Genomic DNA, 24902 nt, shown 5'->3' with positions numbered 1-24902 from the left:
GTTCTTCTTCCTCTCCGTTTTCTTCTTCTCCTCCCCCTCCTCCCCCCTCCCCCCCCCCCCCCCCCCCCCCCCCCCCCCCCCCCCCCCCCCCCCCCCCCCCCCCCCCCGATGGCGGGTGCGGGCCCCAAGCGGCGCGTATTCGCGGGGGGCGGGCCGGCGGCGGGAGGGTCATCGGCGCAGCCCTGCGGCGGCGAGTTCCGCGTTCAGGTCGATGACGGTCACGCCGCACAGGCGTCGTACGAGTTGGGTGGCGAGGTACCAGCGGATGCGGGGGTCCTGGTAGGCCACGATGTCTTCGGCGTCGGGCACGCTGTCCAGCTCCGCGTCCTTCTCCGTGGTGAAGGGCAGCCCTTGATTCCGTAGAGGCGCGGGAGTTTTACGCGCACCGCGACGTGGCCCCGCCGAAGGGGCGGGCACCGTTCTACGGAGACCTCGGCATGCCGGAGGCAGAGCGGCGGATGGCGCATCAGCTCTCCTTCAGGCCACCCCGTGCCCGTGCCGCCGTTGGGCTGCTCCAGCAGGAAGAGGTAGCCGTCCTGGGTGCGGCTGGCGGGTTCCCGGCAGCAGATTTGGCACCGCAAACCGAACATCGTCTCCCTCTGTCGGGAGGGGTGGACCTTCGCGTAGAGCGGCGCGCCGGTCGGCTGGCCTGCATTGTCGCGGGGGTTGTGCGAGCGGCGTGCCCAGAGAACACCACTTGGGTCCCGGTCGTGGGGGAGTTCGGGGGCGTAGCAGAGGCCCCGCGTCGGATGGATTCGGAGCATCGTTCCGACTCCGAGTTCCTCTCCGACGCGGGTGGTGATGTACGGAACGACGATCTTGTCGCGCGGGGTTGTGAGCTGCTGGTGCATGGGTGGTCTTTCGCTGATCGCGAGGCAGGTGGTCGGTGGGGTCAGGGGCCGGGCTAGTGCCTCATGCCCGGTGCCATCCCGCTGCGGCGGCGGGGACGGTCACCGGGGCGGGGGTGTGCGGCTGGTGGTTGATGGTCCAGGTGCTGCGGTGGCCGTGGGCGCGGATTTCGACGCTGAGCGTCATGTGGCGAAAGCGCAGGGCGAAGTGGTGGGCGCGGCCGGCGGTGGGGCTGGTGACGAGAAGCTTGAGCAGGGCGGCCTGTGAGGGCGGGAGGGTCCGGGCGGCTTGGAGGATGTTGGTGTGCAGCCAGTGGATCGCGGTGGTGGCGGAGTCCGCCCAGTGCCCGCCGACGGCTTCCACCGCGGTCGGGTCGTCCAGGCTGGTGCGCTGCTCGCACCACAGCGGCGCGACGCGCACGGTGGCTCTCACCGGGGCCGGGTCATCCCAGGACACGGTGAAGCTGCCCGAGGTGAAGCCGCTGCCGTCCGGGGCGGGCTCTTCGGCCTCGTCGAGGTGGAGGGGCCGGAGGCAGAAGTCGGCGGCCGTGGTGGGCGCGCACTGGGGGTCGACGGGGAGCGGAAGACGCATGCCGGTCAGCTCGCCGCAAGGAGGGTGTCGGCGAGGCGGACGAGAGCGCCGGTGTTGGCGTCGGCGTGGTGGCCGAGGACCACGGACTGGCAGGGCAGCGCGGCCAGGCGCTCCCGCACGGGGTCGGGGTCGGGGCGGGTGTCGTGGGCGAGGTGGAAGAGGTCGGGGTAGCGGTCCTCAGTCGCGGCGGAGAAGAAGTCGGCCTCCCCGAGTTCGGCGATGTCCCCGGCCTCCGGGACGGTCATCCCGGCGGAGATGCGGGGGTGCAGGACGGCGGCCGCGGTGGCGTGCGTGGTCAGGGTGCAGCCGAGCCAGGAGGCGAGCTGGTCGGGAAAGAGCTGGCACTTGAGCTCCTTGCTCTTGGCGTCGTTCCACTGCGGTGCGCGGTCGCCGGTGGTCAGGGCGTGGGTGACCTGCGGGTGCTGGGTGGGATGCAGCGGATCGCCGCTCAGGAAGAACTGGCGGACGGTGTCGTAGAGACCGAGTCCGTCGAGGAGACCGAAGCCCAGGGCCGCGGCGGCGGGCCAGGGCAGCAGCCGCACGGTGCCGTCCGGCTCGGGGCGGGCGAAGACGCGGTCGTTGGCGAGCAGGTCCCAGCCCTCTTGCCGGGCCAGGGTCAGGGCGACGGTGCTCTTGCCCGCGCCCTTGGAGCCGACGGTCAGCAGGGCCCGGCCGTTGCGGGCGACGGCGGAGGCGTGCAGCAGCACCCAGCCTTCGCCGAGGAGTTGGGCGCGGATCAGGTCGCGGGCCAGGCGGGCGGCGGCCAGCGCGACGCCCTCGTTCTCCTGCCCGGAGACGGCCACCCATCGGCGGGTGGGGGTGGCGTGGTAGGCGAGGCGCTGGGCGGGCTGGACCGCGTAGACAGCGCCGTCGCTCTCCTCGTGGACGAGGGTGCGGGCACCGGCGTAGGTGACGTCTGCGTGCTCGTGGTCGGTGATCATCCGGGTGATGGAGGTCCGGTGGGAGGCGTCCACCCGGGCGTCGACGGTGGGATGAGCAGCCGGTCGGAAGACTTCGGTGGCGGTGGTGGTCCACCACGGGGCGAAGTACCGCAGCGACCAGCCGGTGATCGCGGGGCGGTTGCTGACGACGAGCGCGTGGGCGCGCTCGCCGGCGGGGGCGATACGGACGGCCGTGGTCACTGGGATTCTCCTCGGGGATGCAGGTAACGGATCTGGTGGTACGCGTCGGCCAGTTTCCGGTCGGCGTCGGCCAGTTGGCGCGCCTCGGACCGGTCGAGCGGGGGCAGAAAGGGAGTGGGGGTGCCGGCGGTGAAGTGCAGCGGCACGCCGTGCCAGGCATCGCCGTGCCGGGTGCTCAGCTCCACCACCGCGTCGGTCAGGCCGAGGGCGGCGCGCAGTGCGGACAGGGCGGCCGCGGCGGGGCCGAAGCGGGCCCGGCCGCCGACGGTGATCCGGCCCGGCCGGGCGGCGAGCTCGGCGCGCACCTCCCGCAGCGGGAGGGTCAGGGGCAGGCCGCCGATGCGGGTGGCGGTGGCGCAGATGACGGCCTGGTCGCCGTGTTCGCCGATCACATACCCGTCCACCGCGGAGACGGGCACGCCGAGCAGGCGGGCGAGGGTCAGGCGGTAGCGGGCGGAGTCGAGGTTCGACCCCACCCCGTACACCCGGCGCGCTTTGGAGACCTCCGCGAACAGCCTGGTCATCACATCGACCGGGTTGGTGACCATCACCACGGTTCCCCGGTAGCCCGAGAGGCGTTCGGCGAGGGCGGCGATGTGGGGGGCGTTGGCCTGGAGCCCGGCCATTCGCACATCGCGGGCCGCGGTGTTGGTGAAGGCGCCCCGCAGGCAGATGACCACCGCCTCGCACGCGGTGAGGTCGGCGACCTCGCAGGACTCTGCCCGTACGGGGGAGCCGCAGAGCTGGGCGAGGTCGTCGAGGTCGGTGACCAGTGCCACCGTGCGGGCCGGGCGCCAGGAGGTGATCCGTACCCGGTGGCTGAGTCTGGCGGTGACCAGGGCGGCGGCCACGCTCTGGCCGACCGCCCCGGCCCCCACGATGCCGATCGCCCCCACCGTCCCCCTGCCGCGCGCGGGGCCCGGCGGCCGCAGGCCGTTCATCGGGCGGCTCCGGCCTCGGCGCTGACCAGGGCCTGGATGTCGTCCAGGAGCCGCGGCCACAGGCGCTGCATCGGCAGGTCCTCATCCAGCAGCGCGCTACCGCGGTCCACGAGCGTGCCGACGGTGAGCGCGCGGTCCAGGAGGCCCGGGGCGGGGGTGGGCAGCGGCAGCGCGCCGGGCGCGGACAGGTAGCTGGAGGTGATGTTGACGGTGTCCATCAGCCACGTGATCACCAGCTGCCGCAGCCACACCTCCCGGACCGCCGGGCGGGCCAGCGCCCGGGCCTGGCCTCGGGCGAACGCGTCGACGCCTTCGATGATCTCGCGCCCCGTCTGCGGGGCGGGCGGGGCGGCCAGCAGGTGCAGCAGGGTGCGGGAGAGGAGCTTGGCGGTGTCGGTGCAGCCGCTGCCGTACTGGAGGCCGGGGTCGAGGAAGACCGGAGCCCCGGACGGTCCGTGGGGGTAGAGGAGGTGTTCGGGTTTCAGGTCGCCGTGCAGCAGCGCCGGACACCGGGGCTGCGGCAGCTTGCGCAGCCGCATCAGCCGCTCCACGGCCGCGGCGAGCAGCAGCCGGGTCTGCTCGCGCACCTGGCCGTCCGGGATGCGTTCTGCGCCCAGCTGCCGCAGGTACAGCTGGCCGGCGGCGCCGCGGAACTTGCGGACGAAGACGGGGCCGACACCGCGTTCAGGCGTCTGCGGAACGGTGGCACCGCGCGGGAGAGCCGGGTGCTGGAGGGCGCGGAGGGTGCACACGACGCGGCCGAGCAGCTCAGCGGTGCGCTCCGGGGCGGTGGCCAGGAGGTCGGCCAGGGTCGGCCCGCTCACCCGGCCGGTGAACAGGACACCGCCCCGGAGCCCGGCGACCGGGACGACGTCGAGCCCCGGCACCTGCCCCATCAGCCGCAGCTGGGTGGCCTCACGGTCCAGCAGGGCGCTCGGCGCGGTGAGGTAGGCGGCCTGGGCCGCCTGCACGGTGGACCAGTCGCCGCGCACCCCGCGCAGCAGCGAGACGAGGGAGACGCCGAGGTAGGAGACCTTCGCGACCAGGGCGCGGCCGCCGACGTCGAGGTGCTGGACGTAGCAGGTCACCGACGGCAGGTGCGCGCCCAGGCGCACCGCGCGGCCCGGCCACAGGGCCCGCGCACCCGCCTCGACGCGCGCGCCCGCGTCGGCGAACAGGCGATCAACGGTGACCGGTTGGTGGAAGGTTGGCTTCATCGGACCTCCGCAAGGTCGTCGTACGCAGCGGGCGGGTGGCGACACCGGGCGCAGGGAATCCCTGGCCCTGGGCCCGGTGTCCGGCACAGAGGGCTCCCTCACCGGACTCCCGGAACAGGGTCTACGCGGCGCGGCGGTACCGGCCCGCCGCCCGGCCGCGCGCCGGGGCGCGGACCGCCCGCAGCGCGGACCACAGCAACTGGCCCTGATCAAACGCGCAGTACGTGGTCAGCTCCGCCGGCAGCGCCCAGACGTAGTGGTCGAACGGCGGCGGCCCGCCCGCAGCGTCCCCGGCGGGAAGGGTGACGGGCGCCTCTCGGAGTGGCCCGACCAGGTAGACGCGGGAACGGCCGCCGTCGATCAGCAGCGGCCCGACCTGCCGCCTGGCGACGGCCAGACCGGTCTGCTCGCGAACGGCGCGGGCCAGCGCCCGCCGCACCTGCTCCCCGGCGCGGAGCGATACGCCGGGGGCGACGTACCAGCGCGGATCGCCGTCCCGGCGGTGCGTGCGGCGCACCAGCAGCACCGCCCCGCGCGCACTGAGCAGCAGACCCTGAGATCTGCCCGTCGTGCTCGTGGCTCTCTCCTCGTGCACGGTGCCTCCAAAAGGAAATGGCATGGCAAGGGATGGGGCCGCCCGCGGTCCCCACCGACGCGGGCGGCCACGCCCCGGTAGCGACCGGGGCGGTCGAAAGGCCGGTGCCGGCTGCCCCGCTATGACGGGGTGGGAGACGGGGCAGCCGACGCAGCCCTGGCTCCCGCGGAACCAGGACCGACCTCCGTCCACGCGAACCGGCGCGGGTCACACGCCCAGCGGGACGGACCGGCGGCCGTGCCACGGAGCCCAGGTGGGAATGGCTCTGATCGCGGCAACGACCGGTCTGAGAACCGCCCGCACCTACCGGCACAGACGATCAAGCAAAACGCGATGACCTACGCGACAGGCGGACCCCGGCGCGCTGCGCCCGTAGGAGGACGCTCCACCCCCGCAGGGCCGTCAACGCCTTCGCCCTGCGGTATGAGGAAGACCGTGCCGCCCCCGCGGCTCGCGACGATCACCATCAGCCAGAGCGCACTCACCACAGCCCCGCCCCGGCGTGCCGCTCAATGAGCCAGAGGTCACGAACCTTGGCGCCCCAGCCCGGGCCCTTCCCGGCGGCCGGGCGCAGATACACCTCGTCCAGCGCGTACGTACCGGGCGGGGCCACCACGACCGCGTCCTGATCGGTGCGCTCGTCGTGGACCAGATCAGTGGCCTCGGGCATGTACGGGCCGACCCTTGGCACGCACGGACGACTGAACTCCGGTCCAGCATCGAGCACTTCGGACTCGTCGGAAACGGGCATTGCTGTGACCCTCCTTATGGGCCGGGCGACAGTCGTCGGGGCGGCGAGCACACGCGCGGCTTGGAAACCGCAGATGTGAGCTGTATTGCTCTTCGTGGTCCGCAACCATCGCCGGACATGAGTCCCTGCTCAACCGGCGTTTCCGTCAGAACCGACGGTGTCAGTCGGAGAGTTGCTCGAATGGAGGGAAGTCCCGACGGAAAGCGTCGGAAAGTTACACAGTGTCGAGTTGAGGAGGGCCGTCGGAGGAGCATCATCGGTCCATGGAGGTACTCCGATGCCCAACAACAAGGAAGCCCACAAGCCTTCCTGTGCTCGTCGAATCCGCGCCAAAGGGGCAGAAGCTGGATGGACTCAAACGCAGATTGCTGACGCGATCTACGGGTGCTGCCAGGTCAGCAAGCTCCGTGCTCATCGCATGGCCCGTGGCCTGACTCTGGCTGAGGCGGGGCAGGAACTGCGGCAGCTTGGTCAAGGGCAGGCACCACGCAGGCCGCGGGCTTCGGATGATCAACTGAGGTTGTGGGAAACGGGAGAGAGGGCCCCCCGCTCGTTGACAATGGACCTGTTGTGCCAGTTCTACGACAGCAATCCGTACGGGCTGGGGCTCGGTGCCGCTGGTGGCCCTGGCTCCGTGGTTTCTGTAGCTCCCAGCCCATCCGCGTTGTATGAGGTCGAGCCGGAAGATTCCTATCTTATCGACCGAGTTGACACAGTTCGTCGCTCCGTGGACCGCAGCCTAGCGGCGGGCAGTGTCAGTTCAGGGCAGATGGATCTCCTTGAGGAACGACTGCTCTTGGTCCGGCAGGAGTACGTCTACACTGCACCCGCCATGATGCTGAAGCAGTTGCTCCTCGATCTTGAGGAAATTGAGAATCTCGCGCAGGAGCGTCAACCGGCTTCAGCCCTGGTGAGACTGGCGGAGATGACTGCTGTCCTAGCCACGCTCATCGCCGACGCGTTGATGAAGATGGGGGATCTACGCCGCTCACGGGCTTGGTACAGCACAGCCAGGCACGCCTCCGACGAGAGCGGCAACATCGGGCTGCGAGCACGAGTACGAGTGCAAGCAGCGATGCTGCCGTACTACTACGGCCCTTTGGATGCTGCCGTCTCGTTGGCGCGCGAAGCTCGCATAATGCTGCGAGGCCGGCGCCCCTCGCCAACATTCGTATTCGCAGCGGTGGCTGAAGCACGAGCTCTGGCCCAGCAAGGCAACATAGACGGAGCTGAAGAGCGCATCCGAGACGCTCAGACAGTCTTCGATCAGCTACCGGCCGGACCGGATGGTGACGCCTTCGCCTTCCCGGAACGCCGGTTCCTGCTCTACCTCAGCGGCGCCTATACCGCCATGGGCCGGAGCTCCCAGGCGCGAAGAGTGCAAGAAGCGGCACTTGCCCTCTACCCGACGCGCACAGGCATCGACCCCGCGCTTCTCCACCTTGAAGCTGCCATCTGCCTCGTGCATGACCGTAGCGCAACCGAGGCGTGCCAACTTGCCGCGGCGACCTACTTGCGAGTCCCTGAAGATCACCGCACTCCGATCATCGGGGCTCGGGCGCGACGGGTGATCGAGGAACTGCCTGGCATGAATAGCAGGACCGCTGCCGCGAGGGAACTCCACGAACTCTTGGAGCTACCCCGGGGCGTGAAGTGACAGCCTTGCCGCTCGTCCGTCAGCCTTGACCTCATGACACTCGTACCTTTGCACGGCGGCTTTGAAGAAGACGAACTCCAGTACATTCTCGACAGTGCATGCACAGCTGTGGGGCTCGACGCCATGGGGGCGCGGCTCTTGCGTGGCCACACGAATGCTGTCGTCCAGCTGAGCACTTCGCCGGTGGTGGTGAAGGTCGCACGCCGTGGTACGAAGCCAGAGGCTGTGCAGCGAACTGTGGATTTCGTCCGGTGGCTCATGGAGTGCGGGTTCCCCACCGTGCCCTTGCACCCCGTTCGGCAGCCGGTCGGCGTCACCGGCCACTCAGTCAGCTTCTGGACCTACCTCCCGCAGCCCGACCGTGCTGTCGCGGCCTCGCAAATCGCGAAGCCCCTGTGCATCCTGCATACCCTTGCCGCTCCACCGGTCCAACTGCCGCATCATGACAACATCGCAGCCATCCGGGCTTCCATCGCCTCCATCACCTCACTGTCCACAGCCATGAACCAGTTCCTTACGGAGCGAGTAGACCGGCTCGCAGAGGAACTGGCCGAAGTCGAATTCCCACTGCCTGAGTCGGTGATCCAGGGGGACCCGCAACATCGCAACGCCCTTCACGACGGAGAGACTGCCGTCCTGTGCGACTGGGACACGGCTGCGATGGGGCAACCCGAATGGGATCTCGTCACGATCGAGGTCCACTGTCGGCGCTTCGGCTACGGCCGCTCGCACTACCAGGAGTTTGCCGACACGTACGGGTTCGACGTCTCTTGCTGGCCCGGCTTCCGAACTCTCCGCGACATTCGCGAACTGCGGATGATTACCACCAACGCGAGGAAGGCGATGCACAACCCAGGAAGCCTGGAAGAGGTTGAACGGCGTATCAATGGTCTCCAGTGGGAGGACGTCGAACTGCCGTGGCGCATCCTCTAGCTGCTGTGAAGGGTGCCCAAGGCGTCTGTGTTGCCGCGCGGCGATGGCCTTCGGGATGCGGTGAAAGGGTTTATGCAAGCGAGAGATTCGGGGGAGCGGAAGGCGTCGGCTAGCTGGAGGGCGTCACTCGGGGAGGCGGGCGTGCACCATGAGCGTGCCGACGTCCTGTGGGTCGGGCGCGGAAAGGATCTGGGTGTCGATGTCGGTGAAGCCCTGGCGCTTGAGGAGGTCGGTCCACCACTCAGGTGAGTAGGACCAGCGTAGGAGGACGAGTTTGCGGCCGGCGAGGCCGTTGCCGTACATCGGCTGGGGGCCGTAGTGCCCCTCGATCGGCTCGGCCTGGGAGAAGGCGAAGACGCCGCCGGGGTTGAGGCGTTGGGCGATCAGGGGGACGAGTTTGTCCGGGTCGGTGAACCAGACGGCGCCCCAGATCGAGAAGATGGCGTCGTAGGCTGTCGCGGTGGTGGCCAGGTGCTTGCACGCCTCGGCTTCCACGAACGTCAGCCCGGGGGTGTCCTGCCACCACCGGCAGGCACGAGCGGTCTGTGCGGTGGAGAAGTCCAGCGCCGTCACCTCGGTGCCGCGCCGCGCGAGGTAGGCGGCCTCCTTGCCCTCGGCGGAGCCCAGCTCCAGCGCCGTACGCGGGCTGCCAAGAAGTTCCGCGCCGGGTCCGTGGCCGTCGTACTGGGTCCACCCGAAGGCATCAGCGGTCGGGGCCGGCTGCTCGCCGTCTCCCTGGTGCGGACGGTAGGTATCCCAGTACTCGGGCAAGGTGGTCGCGGTGTGGGACATGGCACTCCTCGGGGCGGATGCGCCACACCGTACCCGCACGCCCCGTGCTGATACCGGCAGTTGACGTCACTTCACCCGATGGAGGACCTGCGGCGCGCTGAGGCCCGGCAGCAGGGAGATGCTGCCGGGCCTCAGCGCGGGCGGTCAGTGGCAGTTCGCGCCTGGGCGGCACGGGCCGCAGGCGGTGTAGTCCCGTTCCCACAGCTTCCGGTCCACCGCGAAGCCGTGGTCGGCGATGACCCGTGCGGTGCGCTCCACCGAGCCGTCGTATTTGAACGCGATCTCGGGGATGTGTTCCAGGAACCGGCCGTCGAAGTGCTCCGCGCACCACTCGCGGTAGTTGCGGGTGTCCAGGATGAAGACGTGGACGGCCATGTCCACCAGTCGCCCGCAGCACAGCTCCAGGCCCTGGCCCCACGTCTCGATCGCGGTGATCAGGTAGGAGACGGCCGCACCGAACAGGCGCTCGGCCATCACCTCGTCGAAGGGGTGGTCGCGCATGAGGAGCTGGATCTCGCGGTCCCAGACCTCGGGCTGCACGTAGTCCCGTGGGTCACGGACGCGGGTCTCGACTGCTGTCGCCATGCTGTCCTCCGGTTGTCGGGGCCTGACGCCGGGTGCGGGGCCACGCTTCCACCACACCGCGCGCGGCCGTCCGGCAGTGGTCAACTGCCGCTGCGCGCACACCATTTGCAGGTCCCGCACACGCCGTGTACACGGCGTCAAGGGTCTACTACCGTGGGTAGACTGCCCGGCTGTCGGCGTGCGGAGGCCAGATGAGCACGGACGCGCTGTGGAGCACCGACCGGGCCCGCGCCCTCGTCGCCCGCCACGACCCCGGGGGCCTGATCCGCCTGGGCCGGGAGGACCGCGGCTGGACACAGGCAGAGCTCGGCACCCGCATCGGCTGCTCCGCCTCGGCGGTTTCCCGGCTGGAACGCCACGGCAGACACGCCGACCTGACCCTCCTACGGCACGCCGCCGACCGGGTGGGCATGCCGATGCATGTCCTGGCCGCGTCGCTCGGGTTCGGCACCCTCCCAGCCACTACAGTTGCGGCGCAAGAACGCTGTGCCGAGGAGGACCCCATGCGCCGCCGCACCCTGCTCGCCGCCGCCGGCCTCGCAACCCCCATCACGCTCCTCACCGGCGTGGACACCGCACTCGCGAGTGTGCCCGACCGCACCGGATCGACCACCGCGGTCGGCACGCGCCTGGCCACTGCCCGTCGGCTCTTCGACACCGGGCAGCACGCCCGCCTCCTCGCCGAGCTGCCCGGCCTCCTCGGCGACGCCCATGACGCCGCGCGCTCGCGCGACGAGATCGCGCTGGCCCGCCTCTCGTCGTGCTACCGCCTCTCGGCCGAAGTCCTCCTCAAGATCGGCGAATACGACCGGGCCCGACGCGCCGCCGACCGCGCCACCATCACCGCGGACCTCTCCGGCTCCCCGCTCGCGACCGTGGCCGCCGCGCGCTCGATGAGCATCGTCCTGCGCCACCAGGACCAGCCCGACGCAGCCCAGGACCTCATCCTGAACGCCGCGACCCGAACCGAGGCCACTGGACTCAAGACCGGCGCCCAGACCTCGGCCTACGCCCAGATCCTGTGCACCACCGCCTACACAGCAGCCCGCTCCGGCGACCGTGGCCAGGCCCTCTCCCTGCTCGGCGAAGCCGCCCGAGCCGCCCGCCGCCTCCCCGACCAGGCGCCCGCAGGCCGCCTCCTCCCGTTCACCCCGGCACAGGCCACGCTCTACCAGGTCAGCGTCCGCTGGGCACTCGGCGACGCCGGAGCCGCCCTGAACGCCGGCCGCACCCTGCACGAGGACCAGTTCGCTACCCACGAACGCAAGGGACGCATGCACACCGACCTCGCGCGCGCCTGGTGGCAGTGGGGCAAGGCCGAGCAGACCGCCACCGAGCTACTGCTGGCCCTGCGCGTCTCTCCGGGAGAGGTCCGCGACCGCCCGTCGATCCGAAACATCGTCACCGACCTGCGCTCCCGGCACCCCCGCGTACCAGGGGTACGTGAACTGGCCGCCGCCACCGCAGCGACCGCAGTCTGATCAACGTCCCGCTCGGCCCGGCAAACCCTCGGGGGTGCGCTGCTGGAATACGTATGTCCGCTGGTGGGGCGGGTGGGTAACGACGTACCGGTGCTGGGCGCAGTGGAGGGCGGCGGCCTCGACGGCGGGCAGCAGCCGGGCCTCCGCGTGCACGACGACGCCGTCCTCCGCGTACCAGCGGACGGCGTCGTCGACGAGCCGGGCGGACACGAGCCGGGCCGTGCGGCAGCGCCATCCCGTGGCGCTGGCGGCGCGAAGGCGGTCGGCGACTTCTCCGGGCGAATGCTCCGGTGCACCGATGCCGTATCCCTCCCGCAGGCCGAGGCCGATGAGCACACCGTCGGACGCGCACCCGGCGGTCGGAGTCCACCCGGTGGTCGCGATCAGCCGGCGTACGGCGGCGTCGCACGCCGACGTGTCCGGTGTGCCGTACGTGCGGCTCGGGTCCCGGTACAGCATCACCTCGTCCACCAAGTCGTCGGCCTCGCCCGGCAGGAAGGCCGCCACCGGCCACGTACGTGCCAGGGTGGTGAGGGAGTGCTGGACTTGCTCGGCCGGGGCCGCGGCGGGCAGCCGCAGCGTGCGTGTCCAGGCTCCCTCTGCGGCACCGACCTCGATGTAGGGCGTCGTCATGGAACGACTGTGCCGCACCGGCTCACCGTGGTGCTGTCCGTCACCAGTCCTAGGGTCGATGGGATGGACATCAAGGGAGTGCAGGAGGTGCGAATCTCCGCGCAGGGAGAACGCACCTCAATTGAGATCGACGGACGCTCGGTTGGAGAGCAGGTCGCCGCCTACTGCATCGACCAGGCTGCGGGTGAGCTGCCGCAGGTGCTGGTGCACCTGGCCGCGGGGCACAGTGCGGTGGAGTGGGCCGGTGCGGCGCGGGTCTGTGTCGCGGGGCCGCCGGACCCGGGCCCGGCGGCGGCGCTGTTCCTGGCGGCGATCGACCCGGTGGAACTGGAGGCGGCCGCCCTGGCGCGCCTGGACCTCGATTGCGGCCCGCACGCGCTGACGCGGGCGATGCTGGCCCAGCTGGGGGAGTGGGCCAGTGGCGCTTGACCTCGACGGCGCGCGCCGGGTGGTCGAACGCGTTCTGGACGACAAGCTGGAGGCGTGGCGCGACAGCGCGGGGCGCACCGACGACGTGCTGGACGAGGCGACGGGCGAGCTGGTGGCGCCGGTGCCGGACGAAGCCCTGCTCTGGGACGGGCTCGGCGCACTGCTGCCGCTCGGCCGCCCCGCGATCACCACGCCCCTGGACGGGGCCATCGCCCCAACGCCGCCGAGCACGGACTACCAGGCCGTACTGCCGGTGGAGGCCCCGCAGCTACGTCCGGACGACGTGATCCGTGTCGCCGGATCGGTACGACGCGGCGGGCCCCGCGACCCGCAGCTCGTCGGCCGCCGCTTCCGCGTCTCGGACACCGCTGTCGGCACCTACAGCGTGGTGCGCATCGTGCGAGTACAGGTGATCGACTGATGCCCGCCAACACACACCCGAACGCCCACCCCGAGGCGGCGGCATTCCGTGACCCGCTGGCGCTGGCGGCCGCGCTGGCCCGGCTCGGCCCGGCTGCTCGGGCCCGCACCCGTACGATCACCCGCCACCATGCGATGCTGCTGCGCGTCCGTATCCAGCGAAACGCCTCGGGACGGCCGGGACCGCAGGTCATCACCGGTCAGTACCGTGCGTCGTGGGATGTGCGGGTGAGCGGCGGCGGAGGTCAGGTGACGGCGGAGGTGTATTCCGACGCGCCGCAGGCCAGGCGGTTGGAGTACGGCTTCGTCGGGGTTGACGCGCTCGGCCGCCACTACCGACAGCCTCCCTATCCGCATGTCGAGCCCGCGTGGAAGCAGACGCAGCCCGGATTCGTCCGGGCCTTGGCGGACGGGGTCCTGCCGTGACAGCCCGGCGTCTGCCGGTGACGCGGGCCCTGGCCGCGCTGGTGGCGCGGGCGACCGGCCGACCGTGCGGAATCGGTGAGCTGCCTCTCGTGCTGGATGAGAGCGCGGGGGAGTGGCGGCCGGCACCGGTCCCGTACGCGATCCTCGACAGCCTGCCCGCCACGTTCAGCGGCCCGCCGCTGTGGGACTGGCACGCCGACGCGGCGTGGACCTACCAGGTGACGTCGGTGGGTCAGCGCGACGACCAAGTGCAGTGGCTCGCCGACCGTGTGCGCCACGGCGTGGTGGGGCGCAGCGGCGACCGCTGGGCCTACGCCTTGCATGTTCCTGAAGCCCGAGTCATCGATCGGGAGCTGGAGCATGACAGCGGTGGCGAGCCGTCCGTGTCGGCAGCAGGCGGTATCGTTTCCTACGTGCAGCGGTTCACGATCACCGTGTCTTCCGCCGCGTAACTGATTGTCCTCACCGCGGAGGTCCGCGCGGACGCCAGGCCCAAGGCCAGGCGAACCCCCTGGAGTTCAAGGGGCAGGGCCTCGGCACGGGACGCTGCCCCAGAAGTGGGAGCGGACCTGTGTCCCCGAAGAAGCCTGCCGCCCAGACCCGATTTCTCCGGCGCGGCATCTCCAAGATCTACTGGCTCAAGACGATCACCGACCCGAAGTGGCCGACCCGTCCGGAGATCAGTGGCCCCAACCGCGTCGACCTGACCGACTCGGTCAGCGACATCGAGGGCTGGGCGCTGGAGAACGATCCGATCGAAACCCCTGACATGGGCTCGACCTTCAACAGCTCGATCCCGGGCAATGACAAGGCCGAGAAGTCCAGCCTCACGTTCTACGAGGACCAGCACTCCGACGCGATCGAGCAACGGCTGCACAAGGGGGCCAAGGGCTGGATCGCGCTGCTGCGAAAGGGAGACATCCCCGGCTCCCGGTCGATGGACCTCTTCCCGGTGCAGGTCGCCACCCGCGCCGCGACGTATTCGACCGGCAACGAAGCCGCCAAGTTCAAGGCCGACTTCACCGTCGTTGACGAACCGACCCTGGACGCCGTGGTCCCCGAGGCGTACCACACCCTCCCGACGCCGACTGATGACTGCGACGACGATCGTGTCGACCTCACCGTCGTCAGCGCGACCGCTGCCACCGTCCACGAGCACGGTGAGGACTGACGGTGGCCCGCCCCGCACCGGGTCCCGCATCTGCCGAAGGCGCGTCCGCTCCGTCGGCGGAAGGGGCGTGGGCAGCCAAGATGGAACGCCTGCGGCACCGCGCCCGCCCCCGCAACGAGCTGCGTATCTGTGACGACCAGCAGCTGCGCAAGACGGCCGACGAGGCCGAGCGGGCGGCGGAGCGGGCCCGGTTCGTCGCCGAAGCCTCACCCGACGACGAACCGGCAGCCCGGCGCGCCGCCGACGCGGAAGCGGCCAGCCAGGCCGCCCGCGCGGCCGTGGACGACGCCTCCGACTTCCTGACCTTCCTGGCACTGCCGCGCCCGGTGCTGGAGGACCTGATCACCGAGCATCCGCCGACGGACGAGCAGGCCGAGGAAGGCGCGGCGTTCAACCCCGACAGCTTCCCCGCGGCGCTGATCTCGGCGGCGTCGGCCGACGGGATGAGCCAGGACGAGGCCGCTGTGCTGTTGTCGAACTGGTCGGCGCCGGACGCCAATCTCCTCTGGGAAGCAGCTTGGCACGTGCAGCAGGAGAGCCGGGTCGACCTGGGAAAAGGCTGAGCCGTGACGCGGACCTGCGCGCCGAGCTAGAGGTATGCGAGCAGTACCGCATCCCGCATTCGCGGCTGCTCGGCGGCGACGGCCGGTGGACGGCGCTCGATCGCGCCAAGGCACTGGCCTGGGCGGAGTGGCAGCGCACGGTCTGCCCGGAGTGCCACACCCGGCTGGCGGAGTGGGACCGCAAACGCGGCGGTGACCCGCACGCCTACGTCACCGACACCCTCCGCTGCCCAGGCTGTGAACTGATCGAGCAGGAACGCGACCACGTCCCCGCCGACCGGTCCGGCTACGGGGTCAAGGTCCAGCTCCTGCCCCGTGCCAGCCCCGACCCGACCAGCACGACGCAGGAAAGGAGCACGTAACGATGGCCGGGTCCGGGTTCACCCTGACTGTGGCGATGCGCGCCGAGGTCCGCGACCTCATCGCGGGAACGCGCGCTGCCTCGGGGCAACTGCGGACCATGGCCGACCGCACCGCCGCCGCCGACCGCTCCCTCGCCCGGCTCGACGCCAACGGTGCCCGACTCGCGAGCCAGTTCACGGCGATGAACCGTTCCACTCGGGCCGTCGTGCGCGATCTGAACCGCGTCGCGGCGCGCGCCGGAGCAGCTCGTGCAGGTCTGCGGGCGGCCGGGGATGACGGCGCCCGCTCCATGTCCCGGCTCCAACGCGCCACGGCTGGAGCGGGCCGGCGCGGACTCTCCGCCACCAGCATGGTCGCCGGTGGCGGCCTGTTGCTGGGCGCGGGCGACATGATCCAGGAGGGCAACCGCTACCAGAAGCAGATGAACCAGTTCCGGGCGGTGAACGGTGCCGACGCCGGACAGATGAAGCGTGCTGCGGTGGCGGCGCAGCAGCTCGGCAACGACCTGCGGCTGCCTGGCGCGACCGCGGCTGATGCTGCCGAGGGCATGGTGGATCTGTCGAAGGCGGGCTTCCGGGCGGATCAGTCCATTGACGCCGTACGCGCCTCGCTCCGGCTCGCCTCGGCCGCCGACGTCGATGCCGCCACGTCGGCTCGGTATCTGGGCGACATCATGGATCAGTACGGTCTCAGTGCTGATCAGGCGGCGAAGGCGTCGGACGTCCTGGCCGCCACTGCGAACAATGCCTCCGGGTCGATCACCGACATCTACTACTCGATGCGGTACGCCGGCCCGGTTGCCAACTCCCTTGGCGTCTCTCTCCAGGACACCGCCGCCGCGGTCGGCATGCTTGGCAAGTCCGGGCTGCTGGGACAGACGGCAGGCACATCGATCAGAGGAATCTTCGCGAGCCTGTCGGCACCGACTCCGCAGCGGCGGGGGGCACTGAAGAATCTCGGGATCGATGCCTGGGACGCGCAGGGCAAATTCCGGGGCCTGCGCGTGGTTATCGATGGCCTGACGAAGGCCGAACAGAACATGACGCAGAAGGGCTTCTCCGAGAACGTCACCAAGGCGTTCGGCCGGGCCGGAATGAGTGGCGCGACGGCGTTGGCCCATCAGGGCGTCGAGAGCTTCGACGCCCTGTCGGCAGCGGTGAACCGGACGGGGGCCGCCGCCTCCCTCACGGAATCGCGCGCGCAGGGGCTAACCGGCGCGGAGACGCAGCTGCGCACCCAGGCGAAGCAGACAGGGCTGGCGCTCTACAACGGGATGGCGCCTGGCCTTGAGTACGTCACCCGGTTGCTCACACGGGGCATGGCGGGGGCCACCCCGTATCTGACGACTGCGTTGGAGTACGGCCGCAACCTGGCCGTGCTGTACGGGCCGGAGCTGAAGGCGAAAGCGGGTGCCGGGCTCGGGGGCCTAATCGACGAAGCGAAGGGGCTGTTGGGGCCTTTGAAGGCGTTGGGCGAGCACACCCTCGCCACGGGCCTGAATCTGCTGATCAATGCCGGCCGCACGCTGGGTGAGGTGCTGCATAACGCGGCCGACGGGGCCGAGCCCGTCGTCTCCGCGCTCTCGGGGCTGGGGAAGGGCGGGGGTGCCGCGGCAGGGACGCTCGACATCATCGCAACGGTTGCGAACGCGGCGATGGATGCGGTGAGCGGCTTGTCCGCGGTTCTGTCCCCGATCGGGCACGTAGTGGGTGGCTTGGTCAGCTCCTTCGGTGCGCTCCCTGCGCCCGTTCAGTCGGCGGCCCTGGCGATGCTGCTGTTCCGCAGGGCGCAGCCCGGCCTGACCCGCCTCGCCAATACGGTTGCCGGCCCCGTGCGCTCGGGATTTCAGAACTTCGCGCAGCAGATGCGGGTGCAGCAGAGCCTCGCCGCCGCCTCGGGCATGACGATCTCCCGGTACGGCGCGGCGTGGGCCGCGGTACAGGCCCGGGTGGGGTTCCTCGGCAACATGACCAGTGCGTTCCGCAGCGCCAACGGGGCGGGCGTGACGTTCGCGGGAACGCTCAACGGCGTCTCCCGCGCCGCCGGGACCGGCCTGCGTTCGGCCCTTGGGGGCATTTCCAACGCGCTCGGCGGCCCTTTCGGTATCGCCATGGCCGGAGTCTCCGTCGGCCTGGGTCTACTTGCCGCCCGCCAGCAGCGGGCTGCGCAGGCCGCCGCCGAGCACCAGCAGCGCATCTCCTCACTCACCTCGGCACTGCGGGAGTCGCACGGCCAGATCAACGGTGATGTACGCGGGCAGGCCGCGCAGGCGCTGCTGGACACCAAGGTCTCGCAGGGCCAGCTGACCAAGGTCATGGACAAGGCCGGGGTACCGGTGTCCACCCTGACCGACGCCTACCTCGGACAGGGCACCTCTCTGGACGCGCTGCAGAAGAAGCTCCAAGCGACGGCCGAGAACCACAAGGAATACAAGGACTTGGCGGGCGGCAAAGCGTCGGTTCTGGACTACTCGCCCGTTGGCCAGCGGTATAAGGACGCCGCCGACGCCTTGGGCAGCGTCAAGGGCGAGATGGCCGAGTCGGTGAAGAACGCCAAGGAGCTGGCCAAGGCCACCCAAGGCGCCGGTGACGGTACCTCGGCGTACGACCGGCTCAAGAGCGCGGTCGGCGGCCTGGCAGACAAGACCGGCGACGCCGACACCCGCACCCGCTCTCTCAAGAGCGCGCTCGACCTGCTCTCGGGTGGCCAGATCTCCCTCCAGGCCGCGAAGGCGAAGGTGAACAGCGCCGTCCTGGACCTGAAGGAGGGCGGAAAGAACGTCAACCGGGCGCAGGGCTACGGCGGCAAGCAGCTCGTCAACCAGGACAAGACGATCAACACCGGCACGAGGAACGGCCAGCAGCTCTACACCCAGCTCACGTCACTGTCCGACGCGGCGGCCGACGCCTCCGTCGCCACCTACGACTTGGCGCAGCGCAATGGAGAAGCACTGCCCAAGGCGCTGGCGAAGGCACGTGGCGAGATGAGCCGGGCGCGCGGGGAGGCCATCAGGGCGGCCCGAGGCTACGGGCTGACCAAGACGCAGGCCCAGGGCGTAGCGGACAGCCTGGGCCTGCTGCCCTCGAAGGTCTCGCTGCTGCTCCAGACCAAGGGCATGGACAGCACCCTGGCCAACTTGGTCGCTGTTCAGGCCGAGTTCCACCGACTGCCGAAGGCCAAGACGATCAAGGTCGACTCGCTGAGCGACGGCGCACAGAAGAAGCTCCGTTCGCTCGGGTTCACCGTCAAAACGGTTCCGGGTACCCGACAGATCAAGATCACAGCACCGACGGCCGCCGCACGGAAGAACTTGGATGGGCTGATCACCAAGCTCGGCCGGACCCCGAACGGCAAGACTGTGCGGGTCTCCGCGAGCACCGCCGCCGCGATCAAGGGCCTCGCGGCCGTCCAGAGCAAGATCCGAGCGACGCCTGGCGGGAAGTCGGTGACGGTATCCGCCCCCACGGCCAAGGCCCGCAAGGAACTCGAAAGCCTCGGCTTCCGCATCAAGAAGGTCCCTGGCTCCAAGAACGTCAGAGTCCTTGTCCCCACCGGAGGTCCGCGCAAGGCGGCCGACGCGATCCAGCGGCGGATCGACGCGCTGCGCGGCAAGTCGGTGACGGTCACCACCCGGCACGTCACCGTTTTCGACGCGCTCAGCAAATCGAACGACGACGCCGCGAAGGCCGTGCAGCGCCAGGCCGAGACCATGCGCAAGCAGGCCGCCAAGCACGCCCAGGGCGCCGTGGTCGACTACTACGCCGACGGTGGCGTCCGCCCCCGGGAACAGCATGTCGCGCAGATCGCGCCGTCCGGGGACTTGCGCGTGTGGGGGGAGCCGGAGACACAAGGCGAGGCGTACGTGCCCCTGGCCTCCTCCAAACGCGCCCGGAGCAAGGCCGTCGTGGAAGACGTCGTCGGCCGCTTCGGCGGCGAGGTGCAGTGGTTCGCCGACGGAGGCACTACCGGGCGGGCCAGCCGCGCGTACGGCTCGGCGATGGCCAACTCCTTCAAACAGGCGCGGAGCGCGGCCGTCATGGCCGATGTCGTGCGCCGCTTCGACGTGCGCACCGGCACCAACGGTGCCCGCCCGCGCGTGGTCGACGGACGCGCCGGCGGGCGGGTCCAGGTCGTGGTCGTACGCGAGCAGCAGCCCCTCATCGGCACCATGCCGGTCACCGTCAGCGACACGTCCGCGACCCCCGAGCAGATCGGCACCGAGATGATGCGCAACCTGCGCAACGCCCAACGCGGCGGGAGAGTCGGATGAGTACACCACCCAAGCAGCAGGCCACACCGATCCCACTCGCCCCGTGGCAATTTGAGCTCGGCGGCGTCGTCCTCGGCACCGGCACGAAGGTGCCGGTCGGCGACATCGAGGGGCTGGGCGCCCCCGGCATTCGGGCCCAGGACACCGACAACCCAACTGGTGACGGCACCTTCCCGGGCCAGGACTTCTACGGGCCTCGTACGGTCCGGATGGAAGCCGGCATCAAGACCCCTGGCGATCCGGCCGCGGCGGCTGACCTCTTGGCCCGGCTGGAGCTGGCCCTCGATGACCCGGCTGCGCGCACCCGCCCTGAGGGGCAAGCTGTTCTTCGTGGCCGCTGGCCCGGCCACGGCGTCCGTCGGCTGCACGGGAGGCTGCGCCGCATGGAGGCCACGAGCACGGCGACCGCGGCCGCCGGGTGGATACCGCTGGACATCGAGTTCGCCGCCTTGGACCCGCGCTGGCACGCCGACACCCTTTCCCACCTCGTCCTCAGCCTTGACCAGGCAGCTCACCGACAGCACGAACAGAACATGGCGGCCGAGCAGGGCGTCGAGGGCATGCTGAGCGCGGGCGAGGCGGACATGTGCGAGAAGACCGGCCCGGCTGATCGCCCCGGCTGGGTCACCAACGCAGGCAACGCCCCCGCGTGGCCGAGCCTGCGCATCCACGGCCCGTGCACCGACCCCCGCATCTGGAACACGGTCACCGGCCGTGCACTCGAACTGGGCCTGTCTCTGCGTGCCGGTGAGTGGGTGGAGGTGGAGACCCGGCCCCGCTCCTGCTGGGCCCTGCGCAACGGCGTGATCAACGTCGCCAACGACCTGCCCCCGACGTCCCGACTCGACCAGTTCGCCATCCCGCGGGGCCGGTCGGAGATCGGCTGGGGCGCCGACGACCCGACCGGCACCGCCCGACTCGAAGTGTCGTGGCGCTCGGCGTATACGGCCCTGTGAATGGAGATCAGCAGTGACCCTCGTCCAGCCCCCGATGATGGTGAACGGCGGAAGACACCCTGCCCGCGCGATGCGCCTGATGATCCGTGACCTGGCCCGCGGCCGGCCGGGCGTCGCCGAGGCCGAGGACCTCAAGGTCCGTCCGCTGGAGACCCCGGGGCCGGGCGTACGCGTCGGCGACGGCTCGGCGCTGATCCACGGAGCCCGGCCCTGGCAGGGCGCCTACACCCAGAGCAACATCGGTGACGCCACCGTCGATGTCCCGGCCACCGGCCCGACCGCCCGTACGGACCTACTGATCCTGCGCGTAGAAGATCCCGAGTTCGAGGGCGACCGAGACCCTTGCCGCGAGGACGTCGGCTACTTCCACCTGGTGCAGGGCGTGGCTCAGGACGAGACCGACGTGCCGCACGGCATGACCGGTATCCCGCTCGCCCGCCTCACCCTTCCGCGCGCCACCGCGACGGTCACTGCCGACATGATCAACGACCTGCGGCAGGTCGCCAATCCGCGCACCGAGCGCACGCTGCGCATCGCGCACCCGGACGAGACCAAGAAACTGCCCGAGAAGCACGGCCGCTGGATCGCGTGGCCGGAGGAAGCCGCGTGGGACGTGGCCGTCCCGACCTGGGCGACGCACGCGACCATCGTGCTCACCGTGACGGGCCTGAGGGCCGAGGCCGGCAGCATCTACGCCCAGCTTCGCACCCGCTTCGGTGAGCGCACCGCGAAGCCGACCGTGGTGGACGATGACGGCACCACCACCCGCCGCACGACCGTCGTGCTCGCCGACGCACTCGCCGTCCCGGCCGAGTACCGCGGCACCCGCCAGCACCTGTCCGTACAGATCGATCAGATCGACAAGTACGGCGACGGCGATCTGTCCGTGGCCAAGGGGACCACGGTCGTCGCCGAGCTGGAGTTCACGGAAGGCGCACTGTGATGCCCGACTACCGCTACATCGTCGCCCGGGCTGCCACCGGCGAGATCCTGCACTGGAACCTGCCGCTCAGCGAGGTCGAGTTCGGGCCGGAGAAGTCCGGTCCCGGCTCGTTTCACGGCACGCTGAGCCCGAGCTTCGGCCACGGGTTCAGCGACATGCTCGACGCGGGGAACGCTGTGCTCCTCGTCGAGCGGAACTCGAACCTCCTGTGGGGCGGGCTGGTCTGGCGGACCGAGCCGGAGGGCACGAAACTTCCCATCGAAGCGAGCGGGTTCACCAGCTACCTGCATCGCCGCTTTGATCTCCACGAGAATCTGGGTGGGCGCGGTCCGTACATCGAGGCCGACCCCTGCCAGGTGATCCGCGATGTATGGGCGTACGCGCAGGCCCAGCCGGACGGCCACCTGGAGGTCGTCGTGGACGACACGAAGTCGAAGGCGACGATCGGTACGGCGAAGGACCCGTACGCCACGCACAAGTGGGAGGCCCGTAACCTCGGCGAGATCGTGGACGAGATGGCCGAGACCGACGACGGCCTGGAATGGTCCGAGACCGTCGCCTGGCGCGGGCACCGCGCCGAGCGGCGCATCATCCTCGGCGCTCCCCGACTCGGCCGGCGGCGCGAGGACCTGACGTTCACCACCGGCGCCAACGTGATCGGCACCCCGCACATGGTCAAGGACGCTGACGCCTACGCCCAGTGGGTGGTCGGCCTCGGCGCAGGAGAGGGCAAGAAACGCAAGGTCGTCATCGAGGGCGTACGCAACGGGCGGCTGCGCTTGGAGAGCCGGCTGGAGACCAGTGAGAAGAGTGAGACCAAGCTCAAGCAGCGCGCCCGGCGCGAGCGTCTCGCCCGGCAGATCCTGCCGACGCTCACCGAGCTGGAGATCGTCGACCACCCGGCAGCACCGGTCGAGGCACTGCGCATCGGAGACGACGCGCGTATCCGGTTGCACGAGCCGCATACCGCGTACGACGGATGGAACCGCATCATCGGCTGGACCGTGCGGCCCGGTGATGGTGAGACCCCCGAACGCGTGACGCTGAAGCTGGAACGCACGGTCAAACCGGAGGAGTCCGGTGACGACGACGGCGGCGAGGGCGAGGAGCAGTAGATGCCGGACACGATTGCCGCGCTCGCGCGCCGCCTAGCCCGGTTGGAGCGGCGGGTGGCCGCCGTGGAGCGGGCCCGCCGCGCGCCGTACCCGCCATGGCGCGACCTGCCGCTGACCGGCGACACCACGGTGCCGGACTCCGCGCAGCCACCGCAGGTGCGCGCCAACCTGTGGGAAACGGTCGAGTTCAGCGGCCGGATCGGTCTGAGAGGCGGACGGGCGGTGGACGGGGCGGTCGTCGCCCTGCTGCCGGACGGCTGCCGGCCCGCCGTGCCCCGCACGATTCCGGTAACCTCCGACGCCGGTCGCCGTGAACTCCACCTTGATGTCGACCCCGAGGGCCGGGCGACACTGAGGGTCCAGGACGGCGGCAGTGCGAAGGCCACCTGGCTCAGTCTGGACAGCGCCTCGTGCCGCATTGATCGGGACGACGGCGAGGCGTAGCCGCCTCTCGCCATCCCCCTTGGTGTACCTGGCTGGGTACCATGACGAACCGGGCGACCCTCCGCCCGAGCCCAATCCCCGAGGGACCGGCCCGAGACGGGCTCGGCCGAATGCCATTGCGGCGCAGGGGAGAAGGGCAAAGTCATGGCAACGCCGCTGAGCGTGGACAAGTTCTTGTCCACGCTGAAGGCCGCGGGGCTCGGAGTCGTTGAGCACGGGACGTGGCGCACCCACAACCGCTGCGGCCACGGCAGTTGGGGCCCCATGAACGGGGTCATGATCCACCATACGGGCCCGTACTCATCCGAAGCCGACATGGTGGATCTGTGCCGCGTTGGTTATCAGGGTCTTCCGGGGCCCCTGTGCCACGGTGTCATCGATCGGTCCGGAACGATCCACCTGGTCGGCTACGGACGGGCCAACCACGCCGGTATGGGCGACAGCGACGTCCTGAACGCGGTCATCGCCGAAAAGGACCACCTGCCGCGCGACAACGAAGCCGACACCGATGGCAACAGCCGCTTCTACGGATTCGAGTGCATCAACACCGGAAGCCAGCCCTGGCCTTCGGCCCAGCTCGACGCGATGGTTCGGGCCGCAGCCGCGCTGTGCCATGCCCATGGATGGAATGAGCACAGCGTCATCGGCCACAAGGAGTGGCAGCCGGGCAAGCCGGACCCCGGTGGCATTGACATGGACGCCTTCCGGGCACGGGTAGCAGCCCACCTCAAGGGCGGTGGCAAGCCGAAGCCGAAGCCCAAACCGAAGCCCAAACCGAAGCCGGGGCCCAAACCCGAGCCGCGGTACGCCGCGTACCCGGGACCGGACTTCTTTCGCGCGGCCCGGTCGTCCCCGGTGATCGAGGCGATGGGCAAGCGACTGATCGCAGAGGGCTGTGATTCCTACGGCGGGCCGCCGGGCCCGGTCTGGAACGAGGCACACCGCCGCTCCTACGCCGCCTGGCAGATCAAGTGCGGCTACCACGGCGCCGATGCCGACGGCCTCCCCGGCAAGACCAGCTGGGCCAAGCTCCATGTCCCAGCCGGCGCCGGCGGCACCGTACCCGGGAATCCCGACAACGAGAAGAAGAAGCCCGACACCATGCCCCAGGCCCTCGCCGACGTCGCCGAACGCACCGTCGCCACGTACGCCCAGTCCTTCTTCGGACTCCTGCTCGCCTCCGGCACCACCGACCTGGTGTCCTTGTCGTCGCTCCAGGCGGCCGCGGTCTCAGCTCTCCCCGCTGGCCTCTCCGCCCTCAAGTCCGCCTTGGGCACCATCCTGGGCCGGTCGGGTACGGCCTCGTGGCTTCCGACCAAGCGAGACCCGGCCACCCCGCCCCGCTGATGGGCCACGACCGGAGAAGGGAGGGGAACCATGCCGGAAGGTGAGGTGGCCCTGGCGCTCGCTGAACTCCGCAACACCCTGGAAGTCGGCTTCGCGAGAATCGACGGGCAGCTCGCGCTGCTCGTCCAGCGGTCCGATCAGATCGATAAGGCGGTCGAGGAGTTGGAGGAGAGGGTGACGGCGTTGGAGAAGGGGCGGTGGCCGCTGCCCACGCTCGCTGTGCTGGCCAGCGTAACGTCCGTGGTGTTCGCCGTATTCGAGACGGTGCACCGCTGACTGGGAGCCCAG

The 24902-nt window shown here is 70.4% G+C and carries 27 protein-coding genes; 17 read left to right on the top strand and 10 right to left on the bottom strand.

Annotated elements, in window-relative coordinates; genetic code table 11:
* Positions 1–168: 168 nt before the first annotated feature.
* The 7 genes from AC07AB_RS38455 to AC07AB_RS38425 all read right to left on the bottom strand — a co-directional run bounded on the left by AC07AB_RS38455 (position 169) and on the right by AC07AB_RS38425 (position 6086).
* Positions 169–309, bottom strand: a complete 141-nt coding sequence (locus tag AC07AB_RS38455) for a hypothetical protein (protein ID WP_478576924.1) — start codon at positions 307–309, stop codon at positions 169–171.
* A gap of 603 nt (positions 310–912) precedes the next feature.
* A complete protein-coding gene (locus AC07AB_RS38450) occupies positions 913–1440 on the bottom strand; it encodes a hypothetical protein (RefSeq protein WP_478576922.1) in 528 nt (175 codons plus the stop codon).
* A gap of 5 nt (positions 1441–1445) precedes the next feature.
* Positions 1446–2582 (bottom strand): hypothetical protein, encoded by a 1137-nt coding sequence (locus AC07AB_RS38445; RefSeq protein WP_478576920.1) that lies wholly within the window; start codon positions 2580–2582, stop codon positions 1446–1448.
* Positions 2579–3523: a lactate/malate family dehydrogenase gene (locus tag AC07AB_RS38440; protein ID WP_478576918.1), complete on the bottom strand. Its 945-nt coding sequence runs from the start codon at positions 3521–3523 to the stop codon at positions 2579–2581. Before AC07AB_RS38440 ends, AC07AB_RS38445 begins: the two co-directional genes overlap by 4 nt.
* Complete coding sequence (locus AC07AB_RS38435; protein ID WP_478576915.1) at positions 3520–4740, bottom strand: phosphotransferase; 1221 nt, start codon at positions 4738–4740, stop codon at positions 3520–3522. Before AC07AB_RS38435 ends, AC07AB_RS38440 begins: the two co-directional genes overlap by 4 nt.
* Positions 4741–4861: 121 nt before the next feature.
* Positions 4862–5335: an NUDIX domain-containing protein gene (locus AC07AB_RS38430; RefSeq protein ID WP_478576912.1), complete on the bottom strand. Its 474-nt coding sequence runs from the start codon at positions 5333–5335 to the stop codon at positions 4862–4864.
* A 481-nt stretch (positions 5336–5816) separates the two neighbouring features.
* Positions 5817–6086, bottom strand: coding sequence for a hypothetical protein (locus AC07AB_RS38425; protein ID WP_478576909.1), 270 nt, complete (start codon positions 6084–6086; stop codon positions 5817–5819).
* Between the two features lie 277 nt (positions 6087–6363).
* Here AC07AB_RS38425 and AC07AB_RS38420 point away from each other — a divergent pair, with 277 nt between their 5' ends.
* Together AC07AB_RS38420 and AC07AB_RS38415 are read left to right on the top strand one after the other, a co-directional pair.
* Complete coding sequence (locus AC07AB_RS38420) at positions 6364–7743, top strand: XRE family transcriptional regulator (protein WP_478576908.1); 1380 nt, start codon at positions 6364–6366, stop codon at positions 7741–7743.
* 33 nt (positions 7744–7776) lie between these two features.
* Entirely contained in the window at positions 7777–8676 is a 900-nt protein-coding gene (locus tag AC07AB_RS38415) for a phosphotransferase (RefSeq protein ID WP_478576905.1), read from the top strand.
* Between the two features lie 123 nt (positions 8677–8799).
* Here AC07AB_RS38415 and AC07AB_RS38410 read toward each other — a convergent pair whose 3' ends face one another.
* Both AC07AB_RS38410 and AC07AB_RS38405 read right to left on the bottom strand, forming a co-directional pair.
* Positions 8800–9468 carry a class I SAM-dependent methyltransferase gene (locus AC07AB_RS38410; protein WP_478576903.1) on the bottom strand — a complete coding sequence of 223 codons (669 nt, stop codon included), beginning with the start codon at positions 9466–9468 and terminating at the stop codon, positions 8800–8802.
* A gap of 144 nt (positions 9469–9612) precedes the next feature.
* Positions 9613–10053 (bottom strand): glycine-rich domain-containing protein, encoded by a 441-nt coding sequence (locus AC07AB_RS38405; RefSeq protein ID WP_478576901.1) that lies wholly within the window; start codon positions 10051–10053, stop codon positions 9613–9615.
* A gap of 191 nt (positions 10054–10244) precedes the next feature.
* Between AC07AB_RS38405 and AC07AB_RS38400 the strand changes: the two genes are divergently transcribed.
* Positions 10245–11534, top strand: coding sequence for a helix-turn-helix domain-containing protein (locus AC07AB_RS38400; protein ID WP_478576898.1), 1290 nt, complete (start codon positions 10245–10247; stop codon positions 11532–11534).
* Here the strand turns inward: AC07AB_RS38400 and AC07AB_RS38395 are convergent, their stop codons facing one another.
* Entirely contained in the window at positions 11535–12167 is a 633-nt protein-coding gene (locus tag AC07AB_RS38395; RefSeq protein WP_478576896.1) for a hypothetical protein, read from the bottom strand.
* Between the two features lie 63 nt (positions 12168–12230).
* Here AC07AB_RS38395 and AC07AB_RS38390 point away from each other — a divergent pair, with 63 nt between their 5' ends.
* The 14 genes from AC07AB_RS38390 (at position 12231) to AC07AB_RS38325 (ending at position 24890) form a co-directional block, all read left to right on the top strand.
* Positions 12231–12596, top strand: a complete 366-nt coding sequence (locus tag AC07AB_RS38390; protein WP_478576893.1) for a hypothetical protein — start codon at positions 12231–12233, stop codon at positions 12594–12596.
* Positions 12586–13017, top strand: a complete 432-nt coding sequence (locus AC07AB_RS38385) for a DUF6093 family protein (RefSeq protein WP_478576890.1) — start codon at positions 12586–12588, stop codon at positions 13015–13017. The genes AC07AB_RS38390 and AC07AB_RS38385 overlap by 11 nt, the downstream gene beginning before the upstream one ends.
* Entirely contained in the window at positions 13017–13442 is a 426-nt protein-coding gene (locus AC07AB_RS38380; protein WP_478576888.1) for an HK97 gp10 family phage protein, read from the top strand. The genes AC07AB_RS38385 and AC07AB_RS38380 overlap by 1 nt, the downstream gene beginning before the upstream one ends.
* Entirely contained in the window at positions 13439–13894 is a 456-nt protein-coding gene (locus tag AC07AB_RS38375; RefSeq protein ID WP_478576886.1) for a hypothetical protein, read from the top strand. Before AC07AB_RS38380 ends, AC07AB_RS38375 begins: the two co-directional genes overlap by 4 nt.
* A gap of 119 nt (positions 13895–14013) precedes the next feature.
* Positions 14014–14613: a phage tail tube protein gene (locus tag AC07AB_RS38370; protein WP_478576884.1), complete on the top strand. Its 600-nt coding sequence runs from the start codon at positions 14014–14016 to the stop codon at positions 14611–14613.
* 80 nt (positions 14614–14693) lie between these two features.
* Positions 14694–15176, top strand: a complete 483-nt coding sequence (locus AC07AB_RS38365; protein ID WP_478576881.1) for a hypothetical protein — start codon at positions 14694–14696, stop codon at positions 15174–15176.
* Positions 15131–15538, top strand: coding sequence for a TFIIB-type zinc ribbon-containing protein (locus AC07AB_RS38360; RefSeq protein ID WP_478576878.1), 408 nt, complete (start codon positions 15131–15133; stop codon positions 15536–15538). The genes AC07AB_RS38365 and AC07AB_RS38360 overlap by 46 nt, the downstream gene beginning before the upstream one ends.
* 350 nt (positions 15539–15888) lie before the next feature.
* Positions 15889–19809 (top strand): phage tail tape measure protein, encoded by a 3921-nt coding sequence (locus tag AC07AB_RS38355; RefSeq protein WP_478576876.1) that lies wholly within the window; start codon positions 15889–15891, stop codon positions 19807–19809.
* The gene (locus AC07AB_RS38350) at positions 19806–20765 is read left to right on the top strand and encodes a phage tail family protein (RefSeq protein WP_478576873.1); all 960 of its coding nucleotides are present in this window, start codon (positions 19806–19808) and stop codon (positions 20763–20765) included. Before AC07AB_RS38355 ends, AC07AB_RS38350 begins: the two co-directional genes overlap by 4 nt.
* Before the next feature lie 13 nt (positions 20766–20778).
* Positions 20779–21708 carry a hypothetical protein gene (locus AC07AB_RS38345; RefSeq protein WP_478576870.1) on the top strand — a complete coding sequence of 310 codons (930 nt, stop codon included), beginning with the start codon at positions 20779–20781 and terminating at the stop codon, positions 21706–21708.
* A complete protein-coding gene (locus tag AC07AB_RS38340) occupies positions 21708–22823 on the top strand; it encodes a hypothetical protein (RefSeq protein ID WP_478576868.1) in 1116 nt (371 codons plus the stop codon). Before AC07AB_RS38345 ends, AC07AB_RS38340 begins: the two co-directional genes overlap by 1 nt.
* Entirely contained in the window at positions 22824–23267 is a 444-nt protein-coding gene (locus AC07AB_RS38335; RefSeq protein ID WP_478576865.1) for a hypothetical protein, read from the top strand.
* Between the two features lie 144 nt (positions 23268–23411).
* Positions 23412–24614: a peptidoglycan-binding protein gene (locus tag AC07AB_RS38330; RefSeq protein ID WP_478576862.1), complete on the top strand. Its 1203-nt coding sequence runs from the start codon at positions 23412–23414 to the stop codon at positions 24612–24614.
* A 30-nt stretch (positions 24615–24644) separates the two neighbouring features.
* On the top strand, positions 24645–24890 hold the full coding sequence (locus AC07AB_RS38325) for a hypothetical protein (protein WP_478576860.1): 246 nt from the start codon (positions 24645–24647) through the stop codon (positions 24888–24890).
* The last annotated feature ends 12 nt before the right edge of the window (positions 24891–24902 follow it).

The sequence above is a fragment of the Streptomyces sp. NPDC044033 genome (assembly GCF_056434425.1).
This window is presented reverse-complemented; position numbering and strand designations above follow the sequence as displayed.